Here is a 19,138-nt window from a genome sequence, read left to right on the forward strand (position 1 = left end):
CTCATATCGAAGGGTTAACAATTGCAGCCTTTGTCCGGAACACCAGAAGGCCGCCAAGGGTGATAAATACGGAAAGGATGTACAGCGCCAAGCTAGCGCTATGAGTGGTATCTCGTACCCAGCCAATGAGATAGGGCGCTGAGAAAGAAGCTACGCTACCGAACGAACTCACAAGTGCGATGCCCGCTGCCTGAGTTCGATCATTCAAGTAGGCTGGAGGCAGTTGCCAAAACATGGGCAACGCAGCACTTGCTCCCATACCGGCAATCACAAGACCGACGATCACTGTACTCACTTGGTCGGGAGCTACGCCTGCTAGGGCTATCCCGGATGAGGCCATCAGTAGCGGGGCGCTAAGGTGCCAGCGTCGTTCGCGGCGCTGATCTGATGATCGGCCACACCAGATCATGAACACGCAACCTGCAAGATAGGGAAGGGCGCTGAGCAGACCAACTGTGGCGTCGCTAGCAACTCCAGCGCTATGGATCAGGCTGGGCATCCAGAACGCCAGGGTATTGACGGCCAGCATTACTGCGCAGTAGATGGCAACCAGCAACCAGACTGAGGAACTGGTGATAATGCCCTTTAGCGAGGTAACCGCTTTGCGCTTTTCCTCGTGGCTCAATTCCGCGCGTAGCGCGGCTTTTTGTTCTTCGGTCAGCCATTTCACCTGCTCGAATGAGTCAGGCAGATAGGCGAGCACCACGAAGCCGAGTGCGACGACTGGTGCACCTTCGAGCAGAAACATCCACTGCCAGCCTCGCATCCCCGCGGTGTCATGGAGCAGCGAAAGTATGGTGCCGGAGAGTGGACCACCCACGACCCCTGCGAGGGGGACGGCTATGGCGAATAGCGCTGTTATTTGGGCGCGGCGCCGGGCGGGATACCATCGATTCAAGAAAACCAGAATGCCGGGGAAGAAGCCCGCCTCGGCGATGCCGAGAGCGAATCGGACCACGTAGAAACCAGTGCTGGTTTCTATAAGCAGCATGCTGGTAGAAAGCGCGCCCCATACGACCATGAGGGTCGCGATCCATCGTCTTGGTCCGAACCTGTCGAGCATTAGATTGCTGGGAACGCCGAACAAGGCGTAAGCGACGAAGAACAGTCCCGCCCCCAACCCATATACGGTGTCGGAAAGCTGAAGATCAGTACCCATCTGCATCTTGGCGAAGCCGATGTTAATCCTATCCAGATGAGCAAAGAGATAGCAGACCAAGAGGAGTGGCATCAGCCGCCACGTGACCCTCTTATGGGGCTCGGATGACGCCGACAAGGAGGCGTGCGGCCCTGAGGCAGAATGAATAGTGCTCATTGTCTTGTACTTTCTTATTAGATGAGACGGTGCGGGGCGGATGCTGTTTGTTAGACCTGCTTATTGAATAGCGGGTGCAAGCTGCTGTGCTTCCCGTCGTACACCTGGCCAGGGCTCTCATCGATTTGCAAAGTGATTCCCACAGGACGCTTGCGAGTGACTTCGTCTAAATGCTTCCGCAGAACAGCCAAGAGGCTGTCACCAACAGATTTATGAACGGCCGAGCTTCTTCCCGAGCCCATCCGGAGATTCGCATAAATGAACCCGTAATCTCCTTTGCCATCGGCGACTGCGCTGTGGGCTGAGGGATAGGCTAGTACCCGAGTGCCGCCAGTTGGAAACACCGGCTTTCCTGTTTCATCCCGTTGTTGCAGCATGGCGTCTGCCATCGCGCGGCATACATCCGAAACGTTGACCTCTGCTTCGATCTCAGGTGTGTAAAGCAGTACGAGGTGTGGCATTACAATCTTCCTCCGTTTGTGAAAGCCGCTCCTGGGGGAGAGCAGCTCCACTGGATATAAGGCGTTTTACAAACGGCTGGTCGACACTACTGCGGCAGGATTCGCAGCTTGGGCCGGTGGAACACTGGATCCGTCTTGTGGAGTGACGGGGAAGATCGCATTGATTTGGCCTGTGCCCGAGGAGCCGAAGTAAGGTGTTACTACCTCAGCTTTTCCGTCATATTTGGACCAACCCAGAACGCCCATAAGCATTGCGGTATCGTGCATCATGCCTTCGCCGTGGCCCTTGGTGGCATACTCCGGAAGCATGCCGCAGAACTCGTCCCACTCCCCGTTTTCCCACATCTTCACGACGCGGTGGTCGAGGGTTTCCAGGAACGGACTCCAGACCTTGGTCGCGAAGTCTGGCGCTTGGCCGTTCTGTGCAAAGCGGTGTGACAGGGATCCGCTCGCAAGAAATGCGACGGTGCCGTCGTAGTGCTCTTCCACAGCCTTGCGCATGGCCCATCCAAGACGTGCGCTGTCGGCAAGATAGTGCGAGGTACACAAAGCCGAAACCGAGATCACCTTGAAATGCTGATCCTGGTTCATGTACCTCATCGGCACCAAGGTCCCGTACTCAGGGCCCAAAGTCGTCGCATGGTGAGCCATGGTCTCGACGCCAAACCGATTGCACTCGTCAGCGAGGATGAGGCCAAGCTCCTTGTTCCCAGGGAACTCGTACTCCATGTTGCTGATGAAGTGAGGCAGCTCATTGGAGGTGTAAACCCCCTTGTAATGCTCGCCACAAAGGATGTGGTAGTTGGCATTGACTAGCCAGTGGGTGTCGAAGACCACAATGGTATCCACACCCAGCTCACGGCAACGGCGGCTGATCTCGTAATGTCCGTCGATCGCGGCCTGACGAAAGCCTTGGCGAGGGCCAGGCATTTCCGACAGGTACATGCTGGGCACGTGAGTGATCTTTGCTGCTAGGGCCACTTTACCCATGATCAGACTCCTTATTGTTGTAGACCCCGCGGCGCCGGGTGGAACAGGCTGTCGTCAGAACATTGGCCCACCCGGCGCGTTGGGTTAAAAGTCACACACCCCAGCGCGGGATGTGGTGGCTACCCATGGAAATGCACACGTTCTTGATCTCTGCAAAGACCTCAAAGCTGTACTGCCCGCCTTCACGCCCGGTACCGGAACCTTTCACACCACCGAACGGCTGGCGCAGGTCGCGCACGTTCTGGCTGTTGATGAAGACCATGCCAGCTTCGATACCACGCGCCAGGCGGTGGGCCTTGCCGATGTCCTGGGTCCAGATGTACGAGGCCAGGCCGTACTCGGTGTCATTGGCCAGTTGAAGTGCTTCGGCTTCGTCCTTGAACGGGATCAGGCACACCACCGGGCCGAAGATCTCTTCCTGGGCAATGCGCATCTTGTTGTTCACATCAGCGAAGACTGTCGGCTGAATGAACTGGCCCTTCGCAAGGTGAGCCGGCAGGTTGGCCGGGCGCTCCAGGCCGCCGGCAAGCAGGGTGGCGCCTTCCTCGATACCAATGCGGATATACCCGGTGACTTTGTCGTAGTGAGCTTGGGTAATCATGGAGCCGACTTGGGTTTGCGGATCAGTCGGATCACCCACTTTCAGACGCTTGGCGCGAGCAGCGAATTCGGCGACAAACTGTTTGTAGACCGTCTCTTGAATGAAGATCCGGCTGCCAGCGGTGCAACGTTCGCCGTTCAGCGAGAAGATGGTGAACAGTGCAGCATCCAGCGCACGATCAAGATCGGCATCTTCAAAAATTACCACTGGGGACTTGCCGCCAAGCTCCATCGAGTACTTCTTCAGACCGGCGGTTTGCATGATCTTCTTGCCGGTGGCGGTACCGCCGGTGAAGGAAATGGCGCGCACATCAGGGTGGCGCACCAGTGCATCGCCTGCGGTAGCGCCGTAACCCTGGATTACGTTCAGCACGCCGTTGGGGATGCCAGCTTCAACAGCCAGACGGCCCAGTTCATTGGCGGTCAGCGGCGACAACTCGCTCATCTTCAATACTGCGGTGTTACCCAGGGCCAGGCAAGGCGCAGTCTTCCAGGTAGCCGTCATGAACGGTACGTTCCACGGGCTCACCAGGCCGCACACACCCACTGGCTGGTACAGGGTGTAGTTGAGCATCTGGTCGTCGACTGGGTAGGTGTGGCCGTCCATGCGTGTGCACACTTCAGCAAAGAAGTCGAAGTTGTGCGAGGCACGCGGGATCAGCACGTTCTTGGTCTGGTGGATCGGCAGGCCGGTGTCGAGGGTTTCCAGCTCGGCCAGTTTCGGTACGTTCTGGTCGATCAGCTCACCGAGCTTGCGCATCAGGCGGGCACGTTCCTTAGCGGGGGTGTTGGCCCACTTAGGGAACGCTTCCTTCGCCGCGGCCACAGCCTGAGCCACTTCCTCGGCACCGCCGCTGGCGACTTCGCAGATGGCCTCACCGGTAGCGGGGTTGTAGTTGACGAAGGTGTCTTTGCTTTCGACCTCACGGCCGTTAATCCAATGCTTGATCATGCTGCTCATGCCTTGTTGTTCTTGAAGAAATCAGCTTCGCTGACGATACGGTTGACCAGGCGTCCAACGCCTTCGACTTCCACCACCACTTCATCGCCCGGCACTACGTCTGCCAGGCCTTCCGGCGTACCGGTGGCGATCATGTCGCCCGGTTGCAGGGTCATGAAGCTGGAGAAGTATTCGATCAGGTGCGGGATGTCGAAGATCATGTCCGCGGTAGTGCCTTCCTGCTTCAGCTCACCGTTGATCCAAGTGCGCAGCTTCAAGTTGCTTACATCCGGCACATCGGCGGCGTCGACGATCCACGGGCCGACCGGGGTGGTGGCGTCGCGGTTCTTCACCCGCAGGTTGGGGCGGTAGTAGTTTTCCAGGTAATCGCGGATGGCATAGTCGTTGCAAACGGTGTAGCCGGCGACGTAGTCCAGGGCGTTTTCGCGCTTGACGTTCTTGGCCGGTTTGCCGATGACCGCGACAAGTTCACACTCGTAGTGCATGTACTCGACGTTATCCGGGCGCCAGGTGATCTGGTCGTGGCCGGTGTAGGTGCCCGGAGACTTGATGAACGCCAGCGGTTCGGTAGGCGGGGCGAAAGCGAGTTCGCGGGCGTGGTCGGCGTAGTTCAGGCCCAGGGCGAACATGCTGCCGTTGGCTGGCGGAAGCCACTCAACATTTTCTTGAGCAACTAGACGACCGTCACTAAGGCGAACCGCATTGTTGGCCTCAACGGTGACAGCATGAACGCTGCCCTCATAACGGATACGAGCGTGTTTCATGCTTGGTCCTCTGATTCAGCCACGATGTTGTTAGCCAGACGGCCGAGGCCGTTTATTTCGACTTCTACAAAGTCTCCAGGCTGAACGTCGACGCGCCCTTCAGGCGTACCGGTGATCAGCACATCCCCTTCGTGCAAGGTCATGAACTCGCTCAGTTCAGCGATCAGTTGCGGGATGCCACGTACCAGATTGGCAGTGGTGTTCTCTTGCACAACCTTACCGTTCACATAGAGCTTGATTGTGAGTTGGTGTGGGTCTGCAATGCTCGCAACCGGCACCAGTTCCGGGCCAATGGCGCAGAAGCCGTCGCGGCATTTGGCCTTCACAGCCGGGCGGTAGTAGCTGTCTTCAGGCAGGCTGTATTCGTTGACGATGGTGTAACCGGCCACATAGTTCAGCGCCTCAGCGGCACTCACTCGGCTGGCGTCCTTGCCGATAACGACGCCTAGCGCTGGGCCTGGTTGCAAGCGCTCGCCAGTGGGCTGAACCACTTCGGCGCCATGAGCGTTACGAGTATTAGGCGTTTTGATAAACAGCACCGGCTTGACCGGGGCTTGTTTGTAAGGCGGCTGCTCAAACTCGGCGAGACGTTGTTTCAGCAGGCCGGTGTAGTTCAGCGCAACGCCGAACAAGGTGCCGGTTGCAGCGTCATGCAGGGCAAGGCTCATGCTTCTCTCCTGGCAGGGGTAGGGCAGCGAGAGCCCTACAAAACTCGTTAATGTGTTAACGTTATATTTAAGATGTTAACGACCGTCAAGCATTCATGCCATAGCGCTTCCTCTGACACAGGTGCACCATGGGCGTAGCGGCCAATTGCAACGACAAGAAAAACGAGTAGGAATCGATGACTGATCGCCAGCCAATCCCGAATATCAACATCGGCCAGGTGTACGACCAACGCTACAGCGATAGCGAGGTTCACTACGACCGACTGGGCAATCTCGCCGGATTTTTTGGCAGGAACATGCCTGTCCATCGGCATGATCGGTTCTTCCAGGTTCACTACGTGAAAACGGGTACCGTCCGTGTGTATCTCGATGATTAGCAGTACATCGAGTCCGGCCCGATGTTCTTCCTTACGCCCCCGACGGTCGCGCATTCCTTCGTCACTGAGCAGGACAGCGACGGGCACGTGTTGACGGTTCGCCAGCAACTGGTATGGCAGCTGATTGAGGCAGATGGCAGCCTCGTGTCTTCTGGTCTCCAGGTGGCGCCGGCATGTGTTGCGCTGACCGGCCTTTCGTCGGCTTATGCGGCTGAAGCGAGGCGTGTTGAGCTGATGTTCGAAGAGCTGAGTAATGAAATCGCTGATCAACGACCAGGCCGAGGTGCGGCTTTGGAAAATCTGACGAGATTGATCATGATCAGCCTGCTTAGGCTGTGCTCCAACTCTGTGAAGGCGACGCCGGCACGACGGGAGGATCTCAAGATTTTTCACCGATTCAATGAGCTGATTGAAGCTCATTACCGTGAGCATTGGCCGCTTTCTAGGTATGCAGCTGGTATTGGAGTCACAGAGCCAAGGCTGAACGATGTATGTCGTCGAATCGCAGACCTTCCATCGAAGCGACTCATCCAAGAGCGGCTCATGCAGGAAGCCAAAAGGCTGCTGCTTTTCAGTGGCAGCTCCGCGAATGAGGTCTGTTACCAGCTGGGTTTCAAAGACCCGGCCTACTTCAGCCGGTTTTTCCAACGGTACGCTAACCTCACGCCGGGAGATTACCGGCAACGACATTCTGGACTGAGCTGATCTGGACACGGCTCAAGCGCTCCGGTCATCTTGATTGTTGTACCCAGATGGTCGCAGTTAACCCCTCCCTGGAGAATGAGGTTTTCGTGGGAGAAATTGTACTTTTCATAGGATTGGCTCAAGCAACCTCTGCGATGCATCCCAAGGCTTTAATGGTGATGCGACAGAGCTTGGCCTTTCTTGCACCTATACAGGCATACTAATAAGCTGCCGTTTCGCTCATTTGACGTGGTTTGATCATGGCTAAACCTAGACCTTCTCTCACTCTGACTCTCCTGCAAGCAAGAGAGGCCGCAATGGCATTTTTCAGGCCTTCTCTGAATGAACATGACCTCACTGAACAGCAATGGCGGGTCATTCGTATTCTTAGCCAGCAGGGTGAACTTGAAAGCCATCAGTTGGCACACCAGGCGTGCATTCTGAAACCCAGCATGACCGGTGTGCTCAGCCGACTGGAGCGTGATGGTGTCGTTCTGCGTCAAAAATCACAGCAGGATCAGCGGAGGGTTTTCGTCAGTCTCACTGAGCGGGGGCAGACTCTTTTTGCTGCCATGAGTGGAGACATGGAGAGAAACTACCAGAAGATCCATGCCCAATTTGGCCAGGAAAAAATGGACCAGCTCATTGCCTTGTTGAACGACTTGAAGAAGATAGAGCCTTAGGAACAATGTGCTTGCAGAGAGAAGGTGCGCGACATAACGTTAAGATGTTATCGTTTTTTCGCCCTTTGAAATCGCTGTGGAGCACATATGCTGGACAACCCGCGACGCCTGATCATTTTGCTGGCTGCCCTAGTGGCGTTTGCACCGCTATCTATTGACACGTACCTGCCTAGCTTGCCCTCCATAGCAGACGATTTGAACGCTAGCGCTGCGAGCGTGCAGATGACCATCGGTGTCTTCTTGGCAGGGCTTTGCATTGGCATGCTCTTCTACGGCCCGCTTTCGGATCGTTACGGGCGAAAGCCATTGCTGCTTGGAGGGATGGCTCTGTATCTGGTTGCTTCGGTAGGCTGCATGCTGGCGAGTTCTGTAGAGCAACTTATCGTCTGGCGCTTCTTTCAGGCGCTCGGCGGGGCCGCAGCGTCCGTGCTGGCACGTGCTATCGTCAGAGACCTGTTCTCCCTCGGCGACGCCGCCAAAACCCTATCCCTCATGCATCTGGTCACCATGCTAGCGACGCTCGTGGCTCCACTTGCAGGCAGTTTTCTGATGCTCATTGATGGATGGCGTGTAATTTTTGTGGGGCTGTTTGTGTTTGCAGCCGTTTGTCTGCTCGCCTGTATTTTCAGCATTTCCGAGACGCATTACCCCGATAAACGGAGCCAGTCTGTCGCAGCAGCGTTGCTGGGTTACTGGCGCATCGCTACCGACCCGACTGCGATCGCTTACATTTTGTGCATGGGTCTTTCATTTGGTGGGATGTTTGCCTTCATTACTGCGTCGCCTTACGTTTATATCGGATATTTTGGCGTCTCACCCCATGGCTACGGTTGGTTGTTCGCTTTGAATATTGGTGGCGTCATTATCATGACCGTGGCCAATGCCCGCCTGGTCAGTCGACTCGGCGCTATACGTATGCTGGGCGTCGGGGCGACGTTTGCAGGAGTCTCCGCGGTGGGCCTGATCGTGTTAAGCAGCAGCGAATCGATGAGTCTCTGGAGTATTGTTGGCTTTGTAATTCTGCATGTCAGTGTCACAGGGCTGATGGGGGCGAATTGTGTTGCCAGTTTGCTTAAACGCTTTCCTGAAAACGCGGGAGCCGCGGCAGGGCTGGCGGTCGCGACCCAATTCGCACTGGGTGCCGCATTCAGTGCCTGGGTTGGAGGCCTGGCTCATGACTCACCACGACCGATGTGCATGGTCATCGCTGCTGCGGGTATAGGGTCTGCGTTGAGCTATCTGGGGATTAGGTTTCGGTCTACACGTTCATTGGCACAAGCTTGATGAGTCAGCTTCGTAGATGAGCATCGCCAGGCGGTGCCGAATTGCCGCCTGGCTCAGGAGGGGAGTATGGAAAGGCTGACGTTGGAATCCTGTTTTGCCGAGAAAGAACTGCCCGCAATCCACTCCACGATGCAAGGTTTGCTTTGGAAAGTAGAGCTACATACGCTCGATGATAATCGACGCTTTAAGGGGCAGTTCAGTACTCAATCCATAGGTGCCTTGAAGCTGACTCGGTCTGAAGTCTCGCCTCACTTGATCCGGCATCAGGCTGACCATACCGGTACAGCACCCTATGCGGTGACGGTTAAGACCTCCGGCAAGGCAAGTCTTAATGTCAATAGCCGAGCGATCGACCTGAAAGATGGTGAGATTTTTTTCCTCGATACTGCGTTCGAATATGACTTTTTCTGCCAGAAGTCAGCAACCTTTACCTCGCTGATAATCCCCAGATCAAAATTTGATCGGCGCTTCCCCTGTGCAAAAATGATGTCTGGTAGGGCGCTACCAGACTCTGGGAGCAGTCGAATCATTCATGAGTTGATGGAATCGATTTTTACTAATGGACCATCTTCTCAAGAGCTGGATAGCGATTTCCTTGCAGAAATGCTGCTGGCGACTTGCCAGACAGCTTTTACGTCATATCTGTCAACTGGAAATAAACAGGCTTCGGTCTCTAACTCTATGCTTCTGGCCTCAGCGGTCCGAGAAATCGACAGCCGGCTGCGAGATCCTGAGCTGACACCTGAGCTAATCGCCTTGGTGTTAGGTGTGAGCTGTCGACATTTGTATACCGTCATGAAGCAAATCGACAGCTCCCCTGCGAATTACATCAGGGAGCGGCGTTTGGACCTAAGCAGGAAAATGTTGCGGGAACCAGCATTCAGGCATTTCACGATTAGTGAAGTGGCGTATCACTGTGGTTTCAATAGCAATACGCACTTCTCCAGAGAGTTCCGCCAGCGTTTTGGCATGCCTGCCAAGGAGTGGCGCCAAGGTGGACCCTTGGCGCTTTACTGAGGTGGCTTTCGCTTCAGGTTGTCACGTTGAGACTGATCGCGACGCTCGGCTCAAAAGCACCAGCGCCAACGAGACTGAGCACAGAGCAGCTGAGCCAAGGAGGGTGAGTGTGTAGCTGCCCTGTGACTGGATCAGTTGGCCGGCTAAAGCAGGGCCCAGTGCCAAACCGCCGCCCACGACCAGATTGGTAATATTCATCAAGCGGCCGGAAGGGTCGAGGTCCGCAATGCAAGCCATCACCAGAGGAAGAACGAAGGTCCAGGTGAACTTGAATGCCAAGGCCGCAAAGGCGAAGCGCAACAGGTCAGGCTTATCGAGCAGTAGCAGCACAGAGGTGACAAGGGCAGCATAGCCCGCTACCGTCATAGGCATCCTTGAAGGGCGGCTGCCTGTCAGCGAAGCAACTCCGGCACCTGCAACCCCCATAAGCGTAGCTACCGCGAGGATGGAGCTGCTGCTTTGGATGGAGATATCGCTGGCGGCGGCGATGCTTCCAATGAATGTCCAGACGCCGCTTATGCTCAAGTCAAACACGAAAACTGCAAGCAGTCCTAGGATGACACTCCCTTTGTGGGCTAGGGATTGGGTTGTTGTATGGACCGGAGATAACGCTCTTGGGAATGCTTTGGTCAGCGTCAACGTAGCTACCATCAGGGATGCCATCAGAAGGTATCCAACAGCCAACCCAAATCGATCGAATAAACCTGGCAATACCTGGATGCCTATCGCGCCCACGAGCAGTTGCCCGAGAACCCAGAGCCCATAAGCCTTAGCGGGGTTGGGGAGCGTTGCGGCGGTACTCATGCAAATGATCATGAGTGAACCTCCTCCGAGCGCCGTAAAGAAGCGTAGAGGCAGCAGGTAGCTGTAGCCAGGCTCAGTGGCAGATAACAGGTTTCCAGTCAAAAATATCAAGCTTGAAACAACCGCCGCAGTACGAAGGTTTACGCGCTTGATCCAGAAAAGTGCCGGTAGGGTGGCAAGACTCATCGCACCCAGTTCCGCCATGAACAAGCTGCCGATCTGCGCAGGATTCAATTCGAGTTGTCTGGAAAACTGAGCAGTGAAGGCCGGCGCTGTCATCATGACAAGGGGAAGAAAAGAAGCCAGTACGATAATCGCAGTCAAGCGAAGATTTACTGAAGAAATCTCAGAGTCTGCATGCTGCCTGGTTGTGCTGTTTATAGTCATTATGATATTCGCTCAGCTCAGTATACATGGACGAAACGAAGCAGTGCTTGGGCGCCCTGGAATGTGTTGCTTGAGTCCAAGTCTTTGGTTAACGCGAGCATGAACTGGTTTTTTTGATCAAGCTTGTGTCCAATCTCTACGCCCAGTTGGGTGTACTTCTGCTCAGTATCGGAAAGGGTTGCACCATCGAACCGAGCCTCTCCGCCTTGTCCTTGAATAAACCGAAGTGCGCCATAGGTGTTGTCGGTAAATGCATAGGAAAGAAAGGTCTGGAGTCGGAACACTGGTTTTTGCTCCAGTGATTCGCCGTAGTAATCGTTGTTTTTTCCAAATAGCAATGCCTCTAAGTCGGCTTCTACGACCCAGCGCTCGCCAAGGCCCTGTGTGAAGTTGTATAGAAGATCAAGCACCCATCTGTTTCCTCCGGGGGAGACATCTGGACTTTGTGAGTGGTACTCGCCAACAGGTACCGTCAGCAACGTCATGAAGCCGCTGTAGGTCTGGGTATTTGGGTTATTGATCAAGAATAGTGTGCCGCCAATTTGAGGGTCGCCCACCCCACTTCCAGACCCGCTTCCCATTTGACCTGGCGATCGGCTGTCAATGTCGACGTAAGGAATGACAAACTGTGGCGTGCAGATGACTCCGCATAGGTCTGTATACAGAACCTGTCGGAAAGCGAAGGCCGTGACTGTAGCCTTGGCATTTTTATAGGTGTCGCCATCACCTCGAAAATTTGTCGAGTGCGAATAGGATAGATAGTAGGCGCTTAATACAGTTCCATCAGGCGCCGCTATGAAATCTCTGGCATTCATGTCGGCTGCAAACGTGTTGAAAGATGCAATTATTGCAATAAAACAGGTGATGAGGTTGCGCATTATCTTAGCCTTTGTTTGTAATTGATTTAGGCTTGCACGCAAGTCTGCGTGATAAGTTGGGGTGACGCTAACGCTGACAGAACTATGCGATTAGAAAAGATCTATCGCAGTCGGAGTCATATCAGTATTCTTTTTATAAGTTAAAGCTCGCTTTTGAAGCGGCGTGCACTCGCCGTGGGTGTTAGAGCTTAAGCGAGCAATTGTCGGCTTAGGTGTTCAGCGATGACGTTTGCATGGGTTCCAGCGCTGATCAAGGTCAGACTCGCATGAGTATGATCATTCATCACAAGTACCTCCGGTTGCATAAATATACCGCGCACACCATGTATAACAAATGGGGTGGTCAGCTCCTTGATGTAAACCACACCTTTCACACGCAATAGATCATTTTGGTAGGTCTGGCTCAACTCATCCAATGCGCTGGCGAGAGACCTCCAGGGCATGGCGTCTGGCATTAAAATATTGGTAGTGCTATATTTCAGAAGATGATCGACTGACGGCTTGCTGACTTGTCGAATGGTGTCATTCCGAACGGGTGACATAAAGTAATAATCTGCTGATTTGATATCCTTGCCATTAACTCCTTTGATCTTGATGCGTGGGTTTATTCTTAGAATGCACTCGGTAAGATGCGCGGATTGTTCTGCGTTGACTTTGTCTTGTTTGCTCAGAAATACAGTATCAGAATAGATGACCTGATCTAAGGCAAGTTCATTGGTTGTCAGTGTCTCTAGGCCGAATTCGCTGTCAATTACCCCTATAATTTGTGATAGTCGGAAACGGTCCCTTAACCAGTGGTCTTGAGCCAGTTGAAGGATGACGGAAGCAGGGCTTGCAAGGCCGGATGTTTCAATCACTATCTTGTCAATGGGTGGGTTGGCTTTATCAGGCCATTTTAGGTACAAGTCTCTCAGTGTGTAGCCGAGGTCATTTTTCATTTCGCAGCACAAGCAACCACCTGATAGTAGTATGGGGTCTTTAGCCCCAGATGCTTGGAGTAGCTGCTGATCGAGACCTACTTCGCCAATTTCATTAACGATGAACAAAGTTTTTCTGAGTTCACCAGCTTCGATTAAGGAGCGTAGAAAAGTGGTTTTTCCGGCGCCCAGAAAACCGGTGACAACGACAATCGGGATGGATGAATTGATCATTGTAAACCTCATGCCTCCAAGGGGTAGCACATGACGGCTTCGCACAGCCACTGTTCACCTATACACGTCCAGTAAAACAGCGCCCTAAATGTCCATGGTTGAGCGATGCTGTCCATGGGGGTGACATGCCAGTTTCGGCAGTCCCATCCAGTGGTCTCGCTGAAGGCACTTTCGCCATGACTATGAGCGACCGTCTGTGCGGTGATAACTTCAGTGAACATCTCCCGGAGTTGTTCGTGACCGCGCCGTTCCGGAAGTCCGGCGCCGCTCCAGAAGGCATCGGCCGTAAAAAAGTCCGCAAGAAGCTCATCGACCTTGCCGGAATTAAAGTGCGTGCAATGCCGGTTGTATTTTTCAATGACTCCCAGTGGGACCGAATTTTTAATTTTCATTGAAAGCCTGCATCGGCCGAGTAAACGGCTTTACCTTCGAAAACGGTGAGCAGCACCTGAGTGTCGCCAACTTCATTTTTTTCGATCTCGAAGAGATTGCGATCTAGCACAATAAAGTCAGCAGATTTCCCTGCTTCTAGCGAGCCAAATTGATCTTGTTTGCCAACAGCTTTCGCTCCTGCCAGTGTCATCATGAATAGCGCAGTATCCAAATCCACACTTTCTTCGCCACGTAGCAACATTCCTTGGAGGGCAGGGAATAGATTAGGGTTTTCAGTAATTATCCAATCCGATCCTACCGTTACTTGAGTTCCCAGTCTGTGCATCGTGTTAAACTTGAAGCCGGTGCTGAGGGATTTGAATTCCGGGGAGGTGTTGTGCCACAGCGCTGGTGACATTTCAGCAACAACCCGCAACGCAGCCAGTCGACCCCTGTCGTTCACATGAATGAAGCCTGCATGCGCAATTTCGTGGAACGGCCCCTGATTTCCGTTTTGTTCACGCATGCGTTCTACGGCATTGAGCGCAACGCGAGCGGCTCCCTCTCCTGCGCAATGCATCTTCAACGTTAAACCGTCTCGGTCTAGCTTGATCAGGGCAGCAGTCAGATCATCTTCACTGATCACGATTTTCGACAAATCGACCTTGTTTTCGCTGTCTATTCGCGACTCAGTGAAATGTGGGGGAAGCGGGGCTCCATCCAACCAGCACTTCACAAATCGTGTGTCGACATGCTGCGTCAAGTGCTCCTTATGCCTCGATATCAAATCGTCCTGTTGATCAAGAGAGGCGCCGCCGGAGAAGGTCACTTCCTGCCATACCAGGTGTGCTGCAACATGAAGGTTGAGTTCATCGCTTGCGTCCAGCGCCTTCAGCGCTTTCAGCTCAGGCAGTGACGCAGAGGCTTCCGGGACTGAAGTGATGCCGTAGCGATGTGCCATGCTCACTGACCAGCGCATAGCATCCTCGTAGATGTCCGATGAATATTCGGGTATAGCGGCACTTACGGCCCACCGTGCCCGCTCTACGAGTTCTCCAGTGAGTTCGTCACTTCCTTCGCGTCTGACGAACTGGCCGCCATGGGGGTCCGAAACGTCGCTATTCAAACCGGCTAGTTCCAGCGCCTTGGAATTCACCAATGCGTTGTGGATGGTGTAGTCGGATATAAAAACTGGCGTATCGGGGAAATGTTCATCCAGCAGTTTTCTGTCGAGTTGACCTTTCTCTATTTCGAAGGGATTGTATTCACCAGCAATGATCCAGCTGCTAAGCGCGCCGCTTTTACATTTGCGGCAGTTGCAGATATCTTCAATAAGTTGCTTGCTGTTAGCATTTGGTCGGATACGGCACTCAAACCCAAACTTTAGGCCGCTAAGCAGTAAGTGAATGTGAGCGTCGTGAATCCCAGGCATAATCATTCTTTGCTTGAGATCGATTGCGGGGTAGCCCTCCATCATTTCCGCCAAGTCTGTCGCATAGCCGACAGCAGCAAGCTTACCTTCCTCAATGATCAGTGTGTCTGCCCAAGGTTGGGTAGAGTTTCCGGTAAAAATTTTGCCATTTGTATATATTGTTTTTTTGTTCATGGAATGACCTTTATTCGCACATGTTTTTTATAAGGGCTATTAGAGGAAACGCCCGTGCCTTGTGCGATGAGGCTTACCGATTAGGCGCCATCCAACCGGTAAATGTCTTATCCATGCTCGCTAAAAACGTTATCCATCGCTGCGAACTGGCAAGAAAGGCGATGGCCCAATGAATCGGTTTGACTAACCAGCTCATAGATCTACAGTGATGGCCATACGATTTCACGGTAGGGACATCATGCGGATCGAGCGCGTTGAGATTCAAAATTTCAGACTGCTTCAGAACGTCAGCCTTGGCCTAGAAGACGGCACGACACTGATTGTCGGACGCAACAACTGCGGCAAAACCTCAATAGCTGAGGTGTTCCGCCGGCTTCTTTCAGACAGGGCTCCCTCTTTCAGGCTTGAGGATTTCTCCCTGGGGAGTCACGAAGAGTTTTGGACAGCATTCAATGCGTTTCACGCCGGCATAGCCCGTACCGACGTTGCTGCCATGCTTCCCGTTGTCAAGGTCACACTGGACATTTCCTATGACGTTGATGCCCCAGATCTGGGGCCGCTCAGCGAATGCATCGTAGACCTAGATCCGGATTGTTCTTTCGCGCGCATCGTCTTGACGTATGGACCACGGGCGACAGGCCTTGAGTCTCTTTTCGCGGAAATCATTGCTCCCAACCCTGAGCAGGGGGATCAACGTCCTGGCTTTTTCAGCCTGATAAAAAAGCGTTTGGCGGCGGCCTACGAGCCTCGCCTGGAAGCGGTCGACCCCAACGATCCTACGAACCGCAAGGACCTCGACCTTAAATCACTCACTACGTTGATCCGCGGCGGATTCATCAATGCGCAACGGGGTCTAGATGACGATACACACCGGGAGCGCGATGTTCTTGGGAAGGTGGTGGAGGTACTGTTCCAATCGGCATTGACCGACCCCACAGATCCCGAGAAGCGAACCACAGCCGAACAGCTCCATGGAGCGGTGGAGAAAATTCAAAGGGAACTGCATGACGGCTTCAACGCTGGGCTGACTTCGCTGCTACCTACGTTCGAGCTTTTCGGCTACCCAGGGTTAGATGACCCTGGCCTCACCACTGTGACCACCTTCGATGTCGAGCGCCTGCTCAAAGACCACACGCAGGTCAGATACAGAGGGGTAAACGGTCTGACCCTCCCGGAGAGCTACAACGGACTCGGCGTCCGTAACCTGGTATACATACTTCTGCAACTACTGAAATTCTTCAGGGAGTTCCAAGCCACGCCGGCAGCGGCAAGCGTACATCTCATCTTCATTGAAGAGCCTGAAGCCCATTTGCATCCGCAAATGCAGGAGGTCTTCATCCGGCAATTGCACCTGATCAAGGGCGCCTTCGAGCAGCAGCTGAATGAAAGCCGTCCGTGGCCTGTGCAGTTTGTAATTTCCACCCACTCTCCGCACATGGCCAACGAAGCGCGCTTCGAAACCATGCGTTACTTTCTCTCAGTGACCGATGAGCACGGGATCCGGCAGTCCAAGATCAAAGACCTGAGGCAGGGTATGGGCGGGGCTCCTGCACCGGACAGAGATTTTCTGTATCAATACCTGACGCTCACTCGCTGCGACCTGTTCTTTGCAGACAAAGCCATCTTGATCGAGGGGACATCAGAACGATTGCTGCTGCCAACCATGATCGCCAAAACTGATGCAGCTGCGGTCGGTGAGCCTCAGCTGGCAAGTCAGTATTTGACAGTTATGGAGGTTGGCGGCGCGTACGCACATCGGTTCCATGACCTGCTTACTTTCCTGGAGCTGCGGACGCTGATCGTGACTGACATTGACTCCGTTAAGCCGAACGCAGCTAGAAAACGAAAAGCCTGTCCTGTTGCGGAGGGGCTGTACACGAGCAATGCCTGTCTTAAAGACTGGTTTGGGGCCGAAGTCACTCCTACCCAACTTCTGGTGAAAACGTCAGCAGAGAAGACCAGAGGATTAACGCGTCTCGCCTACCAAGTTCCGGAAGGGCTTGAACCAGGGCCCTCAGGCAGAAGCTTTGAGGACGCATTCATCCTGGCGAACCTTGATCGATTCGAACTGGGGCCGGGTGATGCTGCATCGCTAGCTTATGAGCACGCGGCAGAACAGAAAAAGTCAGCCTTCGCGTTGAACTACGCGATCGATGATAGGAACTGGCGCGTGCCTAGATACATAGCTGAGGGATTGCGTTGGCTCGCAGTTGGGGCGCCTGTCGTTGATGCCCAAACGGCTGCTCGGGCCATGGCCGCAGTGGTTCAAGCTGCTGACGAGGCAGTGGCTGCTGAGGGAGATCAAGGCGATGCCTAACTACCACGAAAGCCCCGCGGACAGAGCAGGGCGAGAAGCGCTGGAGCGCATGTTCGCTTGTTTGGATGAAGGTCAAAGCTTTCGCCTGGAAGCAGGTGCTGGAGCTGGTAAGACCTATTCGCTGGAGAAGGCGCTGAGCCGATTGATTGAGCACCGAGGTCCAGCGTTGATCCGGGAGCGTCAGCAAGTCGCGTGTATCACTTACACCAATGTGGCAAAAGACGAGATCATCTCTCGCTTCCAGGCACACCCTGCGATCAGAGCCGAGACCGTGCATGGTTTCTGCTGGTCATTGCTCAGAGACTTTCAATCATCACTGAGAGAGTTCCTTGGCGCTGAAGCTTTTTGGCGAGAGCGCTTTGAAACGGTGGGGGGCGTAGGCAATAGGCGCATCCATTACGAAATGGGTATCCCCCGCGTATCGGAGGACGAGATCTCGATTCGGCACGAAGATGTCCTGACCTTGATGGTTCAGGCGCTTCCGTCTCCGAAGTTCAGGGCCGTATTGACATCCCGATATCCGATCCTGTTTGTCGACGAGTATCAGGACACGGATGAGCATTTTGTCGGTGCTCTGAAATCGTGGTTTCTAGATCGCGGTGAGGGGCCGATGATTGGCCTGTTTGGTGACCATTGGCAAAAAATTTATGATGAGGGCTGCGGCCTGGTAGAACACGAGGCACTCCAGCCGATCGAAAAAAATGCGAATTTTCGCTCTGCATCGCGGATTGTCGATGTATTGAATCAGATGCGACCAGGCTTGCGCCAAGAGGTAAGAGATCCGGACTTGATCGGAGAAGCCCGGGTGTTCCATACCAATCGCTGGCCTGGCGCACGCCGCACGGGGGCCGGGGGTGGACACTGGACTGGCGACACTAGTCCTGAGGCTGCTAGTGCCTACTTCGAATGCTTGAAAGCTCAGCTCAGCGTGGAAGGATGGGATTTCTCTCCGAAAACGACCAAGATTTTGATTCTGAACCACAGAGGTATTGCTCGTGAGCAGGGGTATTCCTCGATCCGTGACATTTATGGACAGTTCAACGATCCGTGGCTGAAGAAGGAAGATCCGCACATCAAGTATTTGGCGGATCAGCTTGAGCCAGCGTGTGTCGCATACCAACAGCGTAGATACGGTGCCATGTTTGGGCATCTGGCAAGCGATCGGCCAACGATTCGAAGGCACAGCGACAAAGTCGCTTGGACTGAGGCGATGGAGGCGCTCCTCGAATTGAGGTTGACCGGTACCATCGGCGAGGTGATTGACCACATAAAAGCCGTACCGCAGATGCAACTCCCCAATGCGGTGCTACGAAATGAGCAAGGGTTACAGGACGCCGGTGTAGAACCAGGTGAGGACGAGCCGCGCAGGATTACTCAGCTTCGAAAGCTAAGGGAAGTTCCTTACTCGGAGCTGATAGCGCTGGACCAATTCATCGATGGGCATACGCCGTTCGCGACAAAACACGGGGTAAAGGGAGCTGAGTTCGAAAACGTGATCGTTGTGCTGGGTCGGGGCTGGAACCAGTATAATTTCGCTGAAATGCTTGAGTGGTTTCAGCCGGGGCCACCGGCGAACAGGCGTGAGAAATTCGAAAGCAATCGGAACCTCTTCTACGTCGCTTGTTCTCGTCCCAAGGTCCGTTTAGCTTTGCTTTTCACTCAACTGCTAAGCCCGGCAGCGCTGGCTCAGATCACAGCCTGGTTCGGTGCCGAGCATGTTATTGAGTTGCCCTCAGACCTGGAGTGAAGTGATGCGGTTTCACACATGCTAACGTTGACGGGGAGAGTGGCCGCAATAAAGCTGCACGCTATCTCTCCC

General features: G+C 54.0%; 16 protein-coding genes and 1 pseudogene. 7 read left to right on the forward strand and 10 right to left on the reverse strand.

The genetic code is table 11. The annotated features are described in order from the left end of the window. Position 1 precedes the first annotated feature (1 nt). From ACN6NG_RS10305 to ACN6NG_RS10330, 6 genes are all read right to left on the reverse strand, one after another. A complete protein-coding gene (locus tag ACN6NG_RS10305) occupies positions 2-1,315 on the reverse strand; it encodes an MFS transporter (protein ID WP_474313818.1) in 1,314 nt (437 codons plus the stop codon). 50 nt (positions 1,316-1,365) lie between these two features. Beyond that, positions 1,366-1,776 (reverse strand): 5-carboxymethyl-2-hydroxymuconate isomerase, encoded by a 411-nt coding sequence (locus ACN6NG_RS10310; RefSeq protein WP_474313819.1) that lies wholly within the window; start codon positions 1,774-1,776, stop codon positions 1,366-1,368. Between the two features lie 66 nt (positions 1,777-1,842). After that, the gene (gene hpaD / locus ACN6NG_RS10315; RefSeq protein WP_474313820.1) at positions 1,843-2,766 is read right to left on the reverse strand and encodes a 3,4-dihydroxyphenylacetate 2,3-dioxygenase; all 924 of its coding nucleotides are present in this window, start codon (positions 2,764-2,766) and stop codon (positions 1,843-1,845) included. A 91-nt stretch (positions 2,767-2,857) separates the two neighbouring features. Further along, a complete protein-coding gene (hpaE, locus tag ACN6NG_RS10320; RefSeq protein ID WP_079230505.1) occupies positions 2,858-4,318 on the reverse strand; it encodes a 5-carboxymethyl-2-hydroxymuconate semialdehyde dehydrogenase in 1,461 nt (486 codons plus the stop codon). 5 nt (positions 4,319-4,323) lie between these two features. Next, a complete protein-coding gene (locus ACN6NG_RS10325) occupies positions 4,324-5,091 on the reverse strand; it encodes a fumarylacetoacetate hydrolase family protein (protein ID WP_474313822.1) in 768 nt (255 codons plus the stop codon). Further along, complete coding sequence (locus ACN6NG_RS10330) at positions 5,088-5,759, reverse strand: fumarylacetoacetate hydrolase family protein (protein WP_474313824.1); 672 nt, start codon at positions 5,757-5,759, stop codon at positions 5,088-5,090. The genes ACN6NG_RS10325 and ACN6NG_RS10330 overlap by 4 nt, the downstream gene beginning before the upstream one ends. Before the next feature lie 176 nt (positions 5,760-5,935). Here ACN6NG_RS10330 and hpaA point away from each other — a divergent pair. From hpaA to ACN6NG_RS10350, 4 genes and pseudogenes are all read left to right on the forward strand, one after another. Next, positions 5,936-6,841: pseudogene (gene hpaA, locus ACN6NG_RS10335) on the forward strand (4-hydroxyphenylacetate catabolism regulatory protein HpaA). 239 nt (positions 6,842-7,080) lie between these two features. After that, the gene (hpaR, locus tag ACN6NG_RS10340; protein WP_474313825.1) at positions 7,081-7,503 is read left to right on the forward strand and encodes a homoprotocatechuate degradation operon regulator HpaR; all 423 of its coding nucleotides are present in this window, start codon (positions 7,081-7,083) and stop codon (positions 7,501-7,503) included. 87 nt (positions 7,504-7,590) lie between these two features. Then, positions 7,591-8,787 carry a Bcr/CflA family multidrug efflux MFS transporter gene (locus tag ACN6NG_RS10345; protein ID WP_474313826.1) on the forward strand — a complete coding sequence of 399 codons (1,197 nt, stop codon included), beginning with the start codon at positions 7,591-7,593 and terminating at the stop codon, positions 8,785-8,787. A gap of 66 nt (positions 8,788-8,853) precedes the next feature. Then, positions 8,854-9,804 carry a helix-turn-helix domain-containing protein gene (locus ACN6NG_RS10350; RefSeq protein WP_474313828.1) on the forward strand — a complete coding sequence of 317 codons (951 nt, stop codon included), beginning with the start codon at positions 8,854-8,856 and terminating at the stop codon, positions 9,802-9,804. A 21-nt stretch (positions 9,805-9,825) separates the two neighbouring features. Here ACN6NG_RS10350 and ACN6NG_RS10355 read toward each other — a convergent pair whose 3' ends face one another. The 3 genes from ACN6NG_RS10355 to ACN6NG_RS10365 all read right to left on the reverse strand — a co-directional run bounded on the left by ACN6NG_RS10355 (position 9,826) and on the right by ACN6NG_RS10365 (position 13,024). Continuing rightward, positions 9,826-10,932, reverse strand: coding sequence for an MFS transporter (locus ACN6NG_RS10355; RefSeq protein WP_474313830.1), 1,107 nt, complete (start codon positions 10,930-10,932; stop codon positions 9,826-9,828). 80 nt (positions 10,933-11,012) lie between these two features. Next, positions 11,013-11,873: a transporter gene (locus ACN6NG_RS10360; protein ID WP_186596341.1), complete on the reverse strand. Its 861-nt coding sequence runs from the start codon at positions 11,871-11,873 to the stop codon at positions 11,013-11,015. Positions 11,874-12,061: 188 nt separating this feature from the next. After that, the gene (locus ACN6NG_RS10365; protein ID WP_474313831.1) at positions 12,062-13,024 is read right to left on the reverse strand and encodes a CobW family GTP-binding protein; all 963 of its coding nucleotides are present in this window, start codon (positions 13,022-13,024) and stop codon (positions 12,062-12,064) included. 176 nt (positions 13,025-13,200) lie between these two features. Here ACN6NG_RS10365 and ACN6NG_RS10370 point away from each other — a divergent pair, with 176 nt between their 5' ends. Further along, positions 13,201-13,419 (forward strand): hypothetical protein, encoded by a 219-nt coding sequence (locus ACN6NG_RS10370; RefSeq protein ID WP_174369508.1) that lies wholly within the window; start codon positions 13,201-13,203, stop codon positions 13,417-13,419. On the opposite strand, the gene ACN6NG_RS10375 is transcribed toward ACN6NG_RS10370, so the two are convergent. Beyond that, entirely contained in the window at positions 13,413-15,002 is a 1,590-nt protein-coding gene (locus ACN6NG_RS10375) for an amidohydrolase (protein ID WP_474313833.1), read from the reverse strand. The genes ACN6NG_RS10370 and ACN6NG_RS10375 overlap by 7 nt on opposite strands. Positions 15,003-15,240: 238 nt before the next feature. Here ACN6NG_RS10375 and ACN6NG_RS10380 point away from each other — a divergent pair, with 238 nt between their 5' ends. Both ACN6NG_RS10380 and ACN6NG_RS10385 read left to right on the forward strand, forming a co-directional pair. Then, the gene (locus ACN6NG_RS10380) at positions 15,241-17,319 is read left to right on the forward strand and encodes an ATP-dependent nuclease (RefSeq protein ID WP_474313835.1); all 2,079 of its coding nucleotides are present in this window, start codon (positions 15,241-15,243) and stop codon (positions 17,317-17,319) included. Continuing rightward, positions 17,312-19,066 (forward strand): UvrD-helicase domain-containing protein, encoded by a 1,755-nt coding sequence (locus tag ACN6NG_RS10385; RefSeq protein ID WP_474313836.1) that lies wholly within the window; start codon positions 17,312-17,314, stop codon positions 19,064-19,066. The genes ACN6NG_RS10380 and ACN6NG_RS10385 overlap by 8 nt, the downstream gene beginning before the upstream one ends. Positions 19,067-19,138 lie beyond the last annotated feature (72 nt).

It is taken from the genome of Pseudomonas sp. TSO6 (assembly GCF_056098905.1).

Bases quoted from the DNA above. Each gene is read 5' to 3' on its own strand.
- ACN6NG_RS10365 (WP_474313831.1), bottom strand. From the start codon at position 13,024: ATGATCAATTCATCCATCCCGATTGTCGTTGTCACCGGTTTTCTGGGC.
- ACN6NG_RS10345 (WP_474313826.1), top strand. From the start codon at position 7,591: ATGCTGGACAACCCGCGACGCCTGATCATTTTGCTGGCTGCCCTAGTG.
- ACN6NG_RS10350 (WP_474313828.1), top strand. From the start codon at position 8,854: ATGGAAAGGCTGACGTTGGAATCCTGTTTTGCCGAGAAAGAACTGCCC.
- ACN6NG_RS10305 (WP_474313818.1), bottom strand. From the start codon at position 1,315: ATGAGCACTATTCATTCTGCCTCAGGGCCGCACGCCTCCTTGTCGGCG.
- hpaD (WP_474313820.1), bottom strand. From the start codon at position 2,766: ATGGGTAAAGTGGCCCTAGCAGCAAAGATCACTCACGTGCCCAGCATG.
- ACN6NG_RS10360 (WP_186596341.1), bottom strand. From the start codon at position 11,873: ATGCGCAACCTCATCACCTGTTTTATTGCAATAATTGCATCTTTCAAC.
- ACN6NG_RS10330 (WP_474313824.1), bottom strand. From the start codon at position 5,759: ATGAGCCTTGCCCTGCATGACGCTGCAACCGGCACCTTGTTCGGCGTT.
- ACN6NG_RS10370 (WP_174369508.1), top strand. From the start codon at position 13,201: ATGACTATGAGCGACCGTCTGTGCGGTGATAACTTCAGTGAACATCTC.
- hpaE (WP_079230505.1), bottom strand. From the start codon at position 4,318: ATGATCAAGCATTGGATTAACGGCCGTGAGGTCGAAAGCAAAGACACC.
- ACN6NG_RS10325 (WP_474313822.1), bottom strand. From the start codon at position 5,091: ATGAAACACGCTCGTATCCGTTATGAGGGCAGCGTTCATGCTGTCACC.
- ACN6NG_RS10310 (WP_474313819.1), bottom strand. From the start codon at position 1,776: ATGCCACACCTCGTACTGCTTTACACACCTGAGATCGAAGCAGAGGTC.
- ACN6NG_RS10380 (WP_474313835.1), top strand. From the start codon at position 15,241: ATGCGGATCGAGCGCGTTGAGATTCAAAATTTCAGACTGCTTCAGAAC.
- ACN6NG_RS10375 (WP_474313833.1), bottom strand. From the start codon at position 15,002: ATGAACAAAAAAACAATATATACAAATGGCAAAATTTTTACCGGAAAC.
- hpaR (WP_474313825.1), top strand. From the start codon at position 7,081: ATGGCTAAACCTAGACCTTCTCTCACTCTGACTCTCCTGCAAGCAAGA.
- ACN6NG_RS10385 (WP_474313836.1), top strand. From the start codon at position 17,312: ATGCCTAACTACCACGAAAGCCCCGCGGACAGAGCAGGGCGAGAAGCG.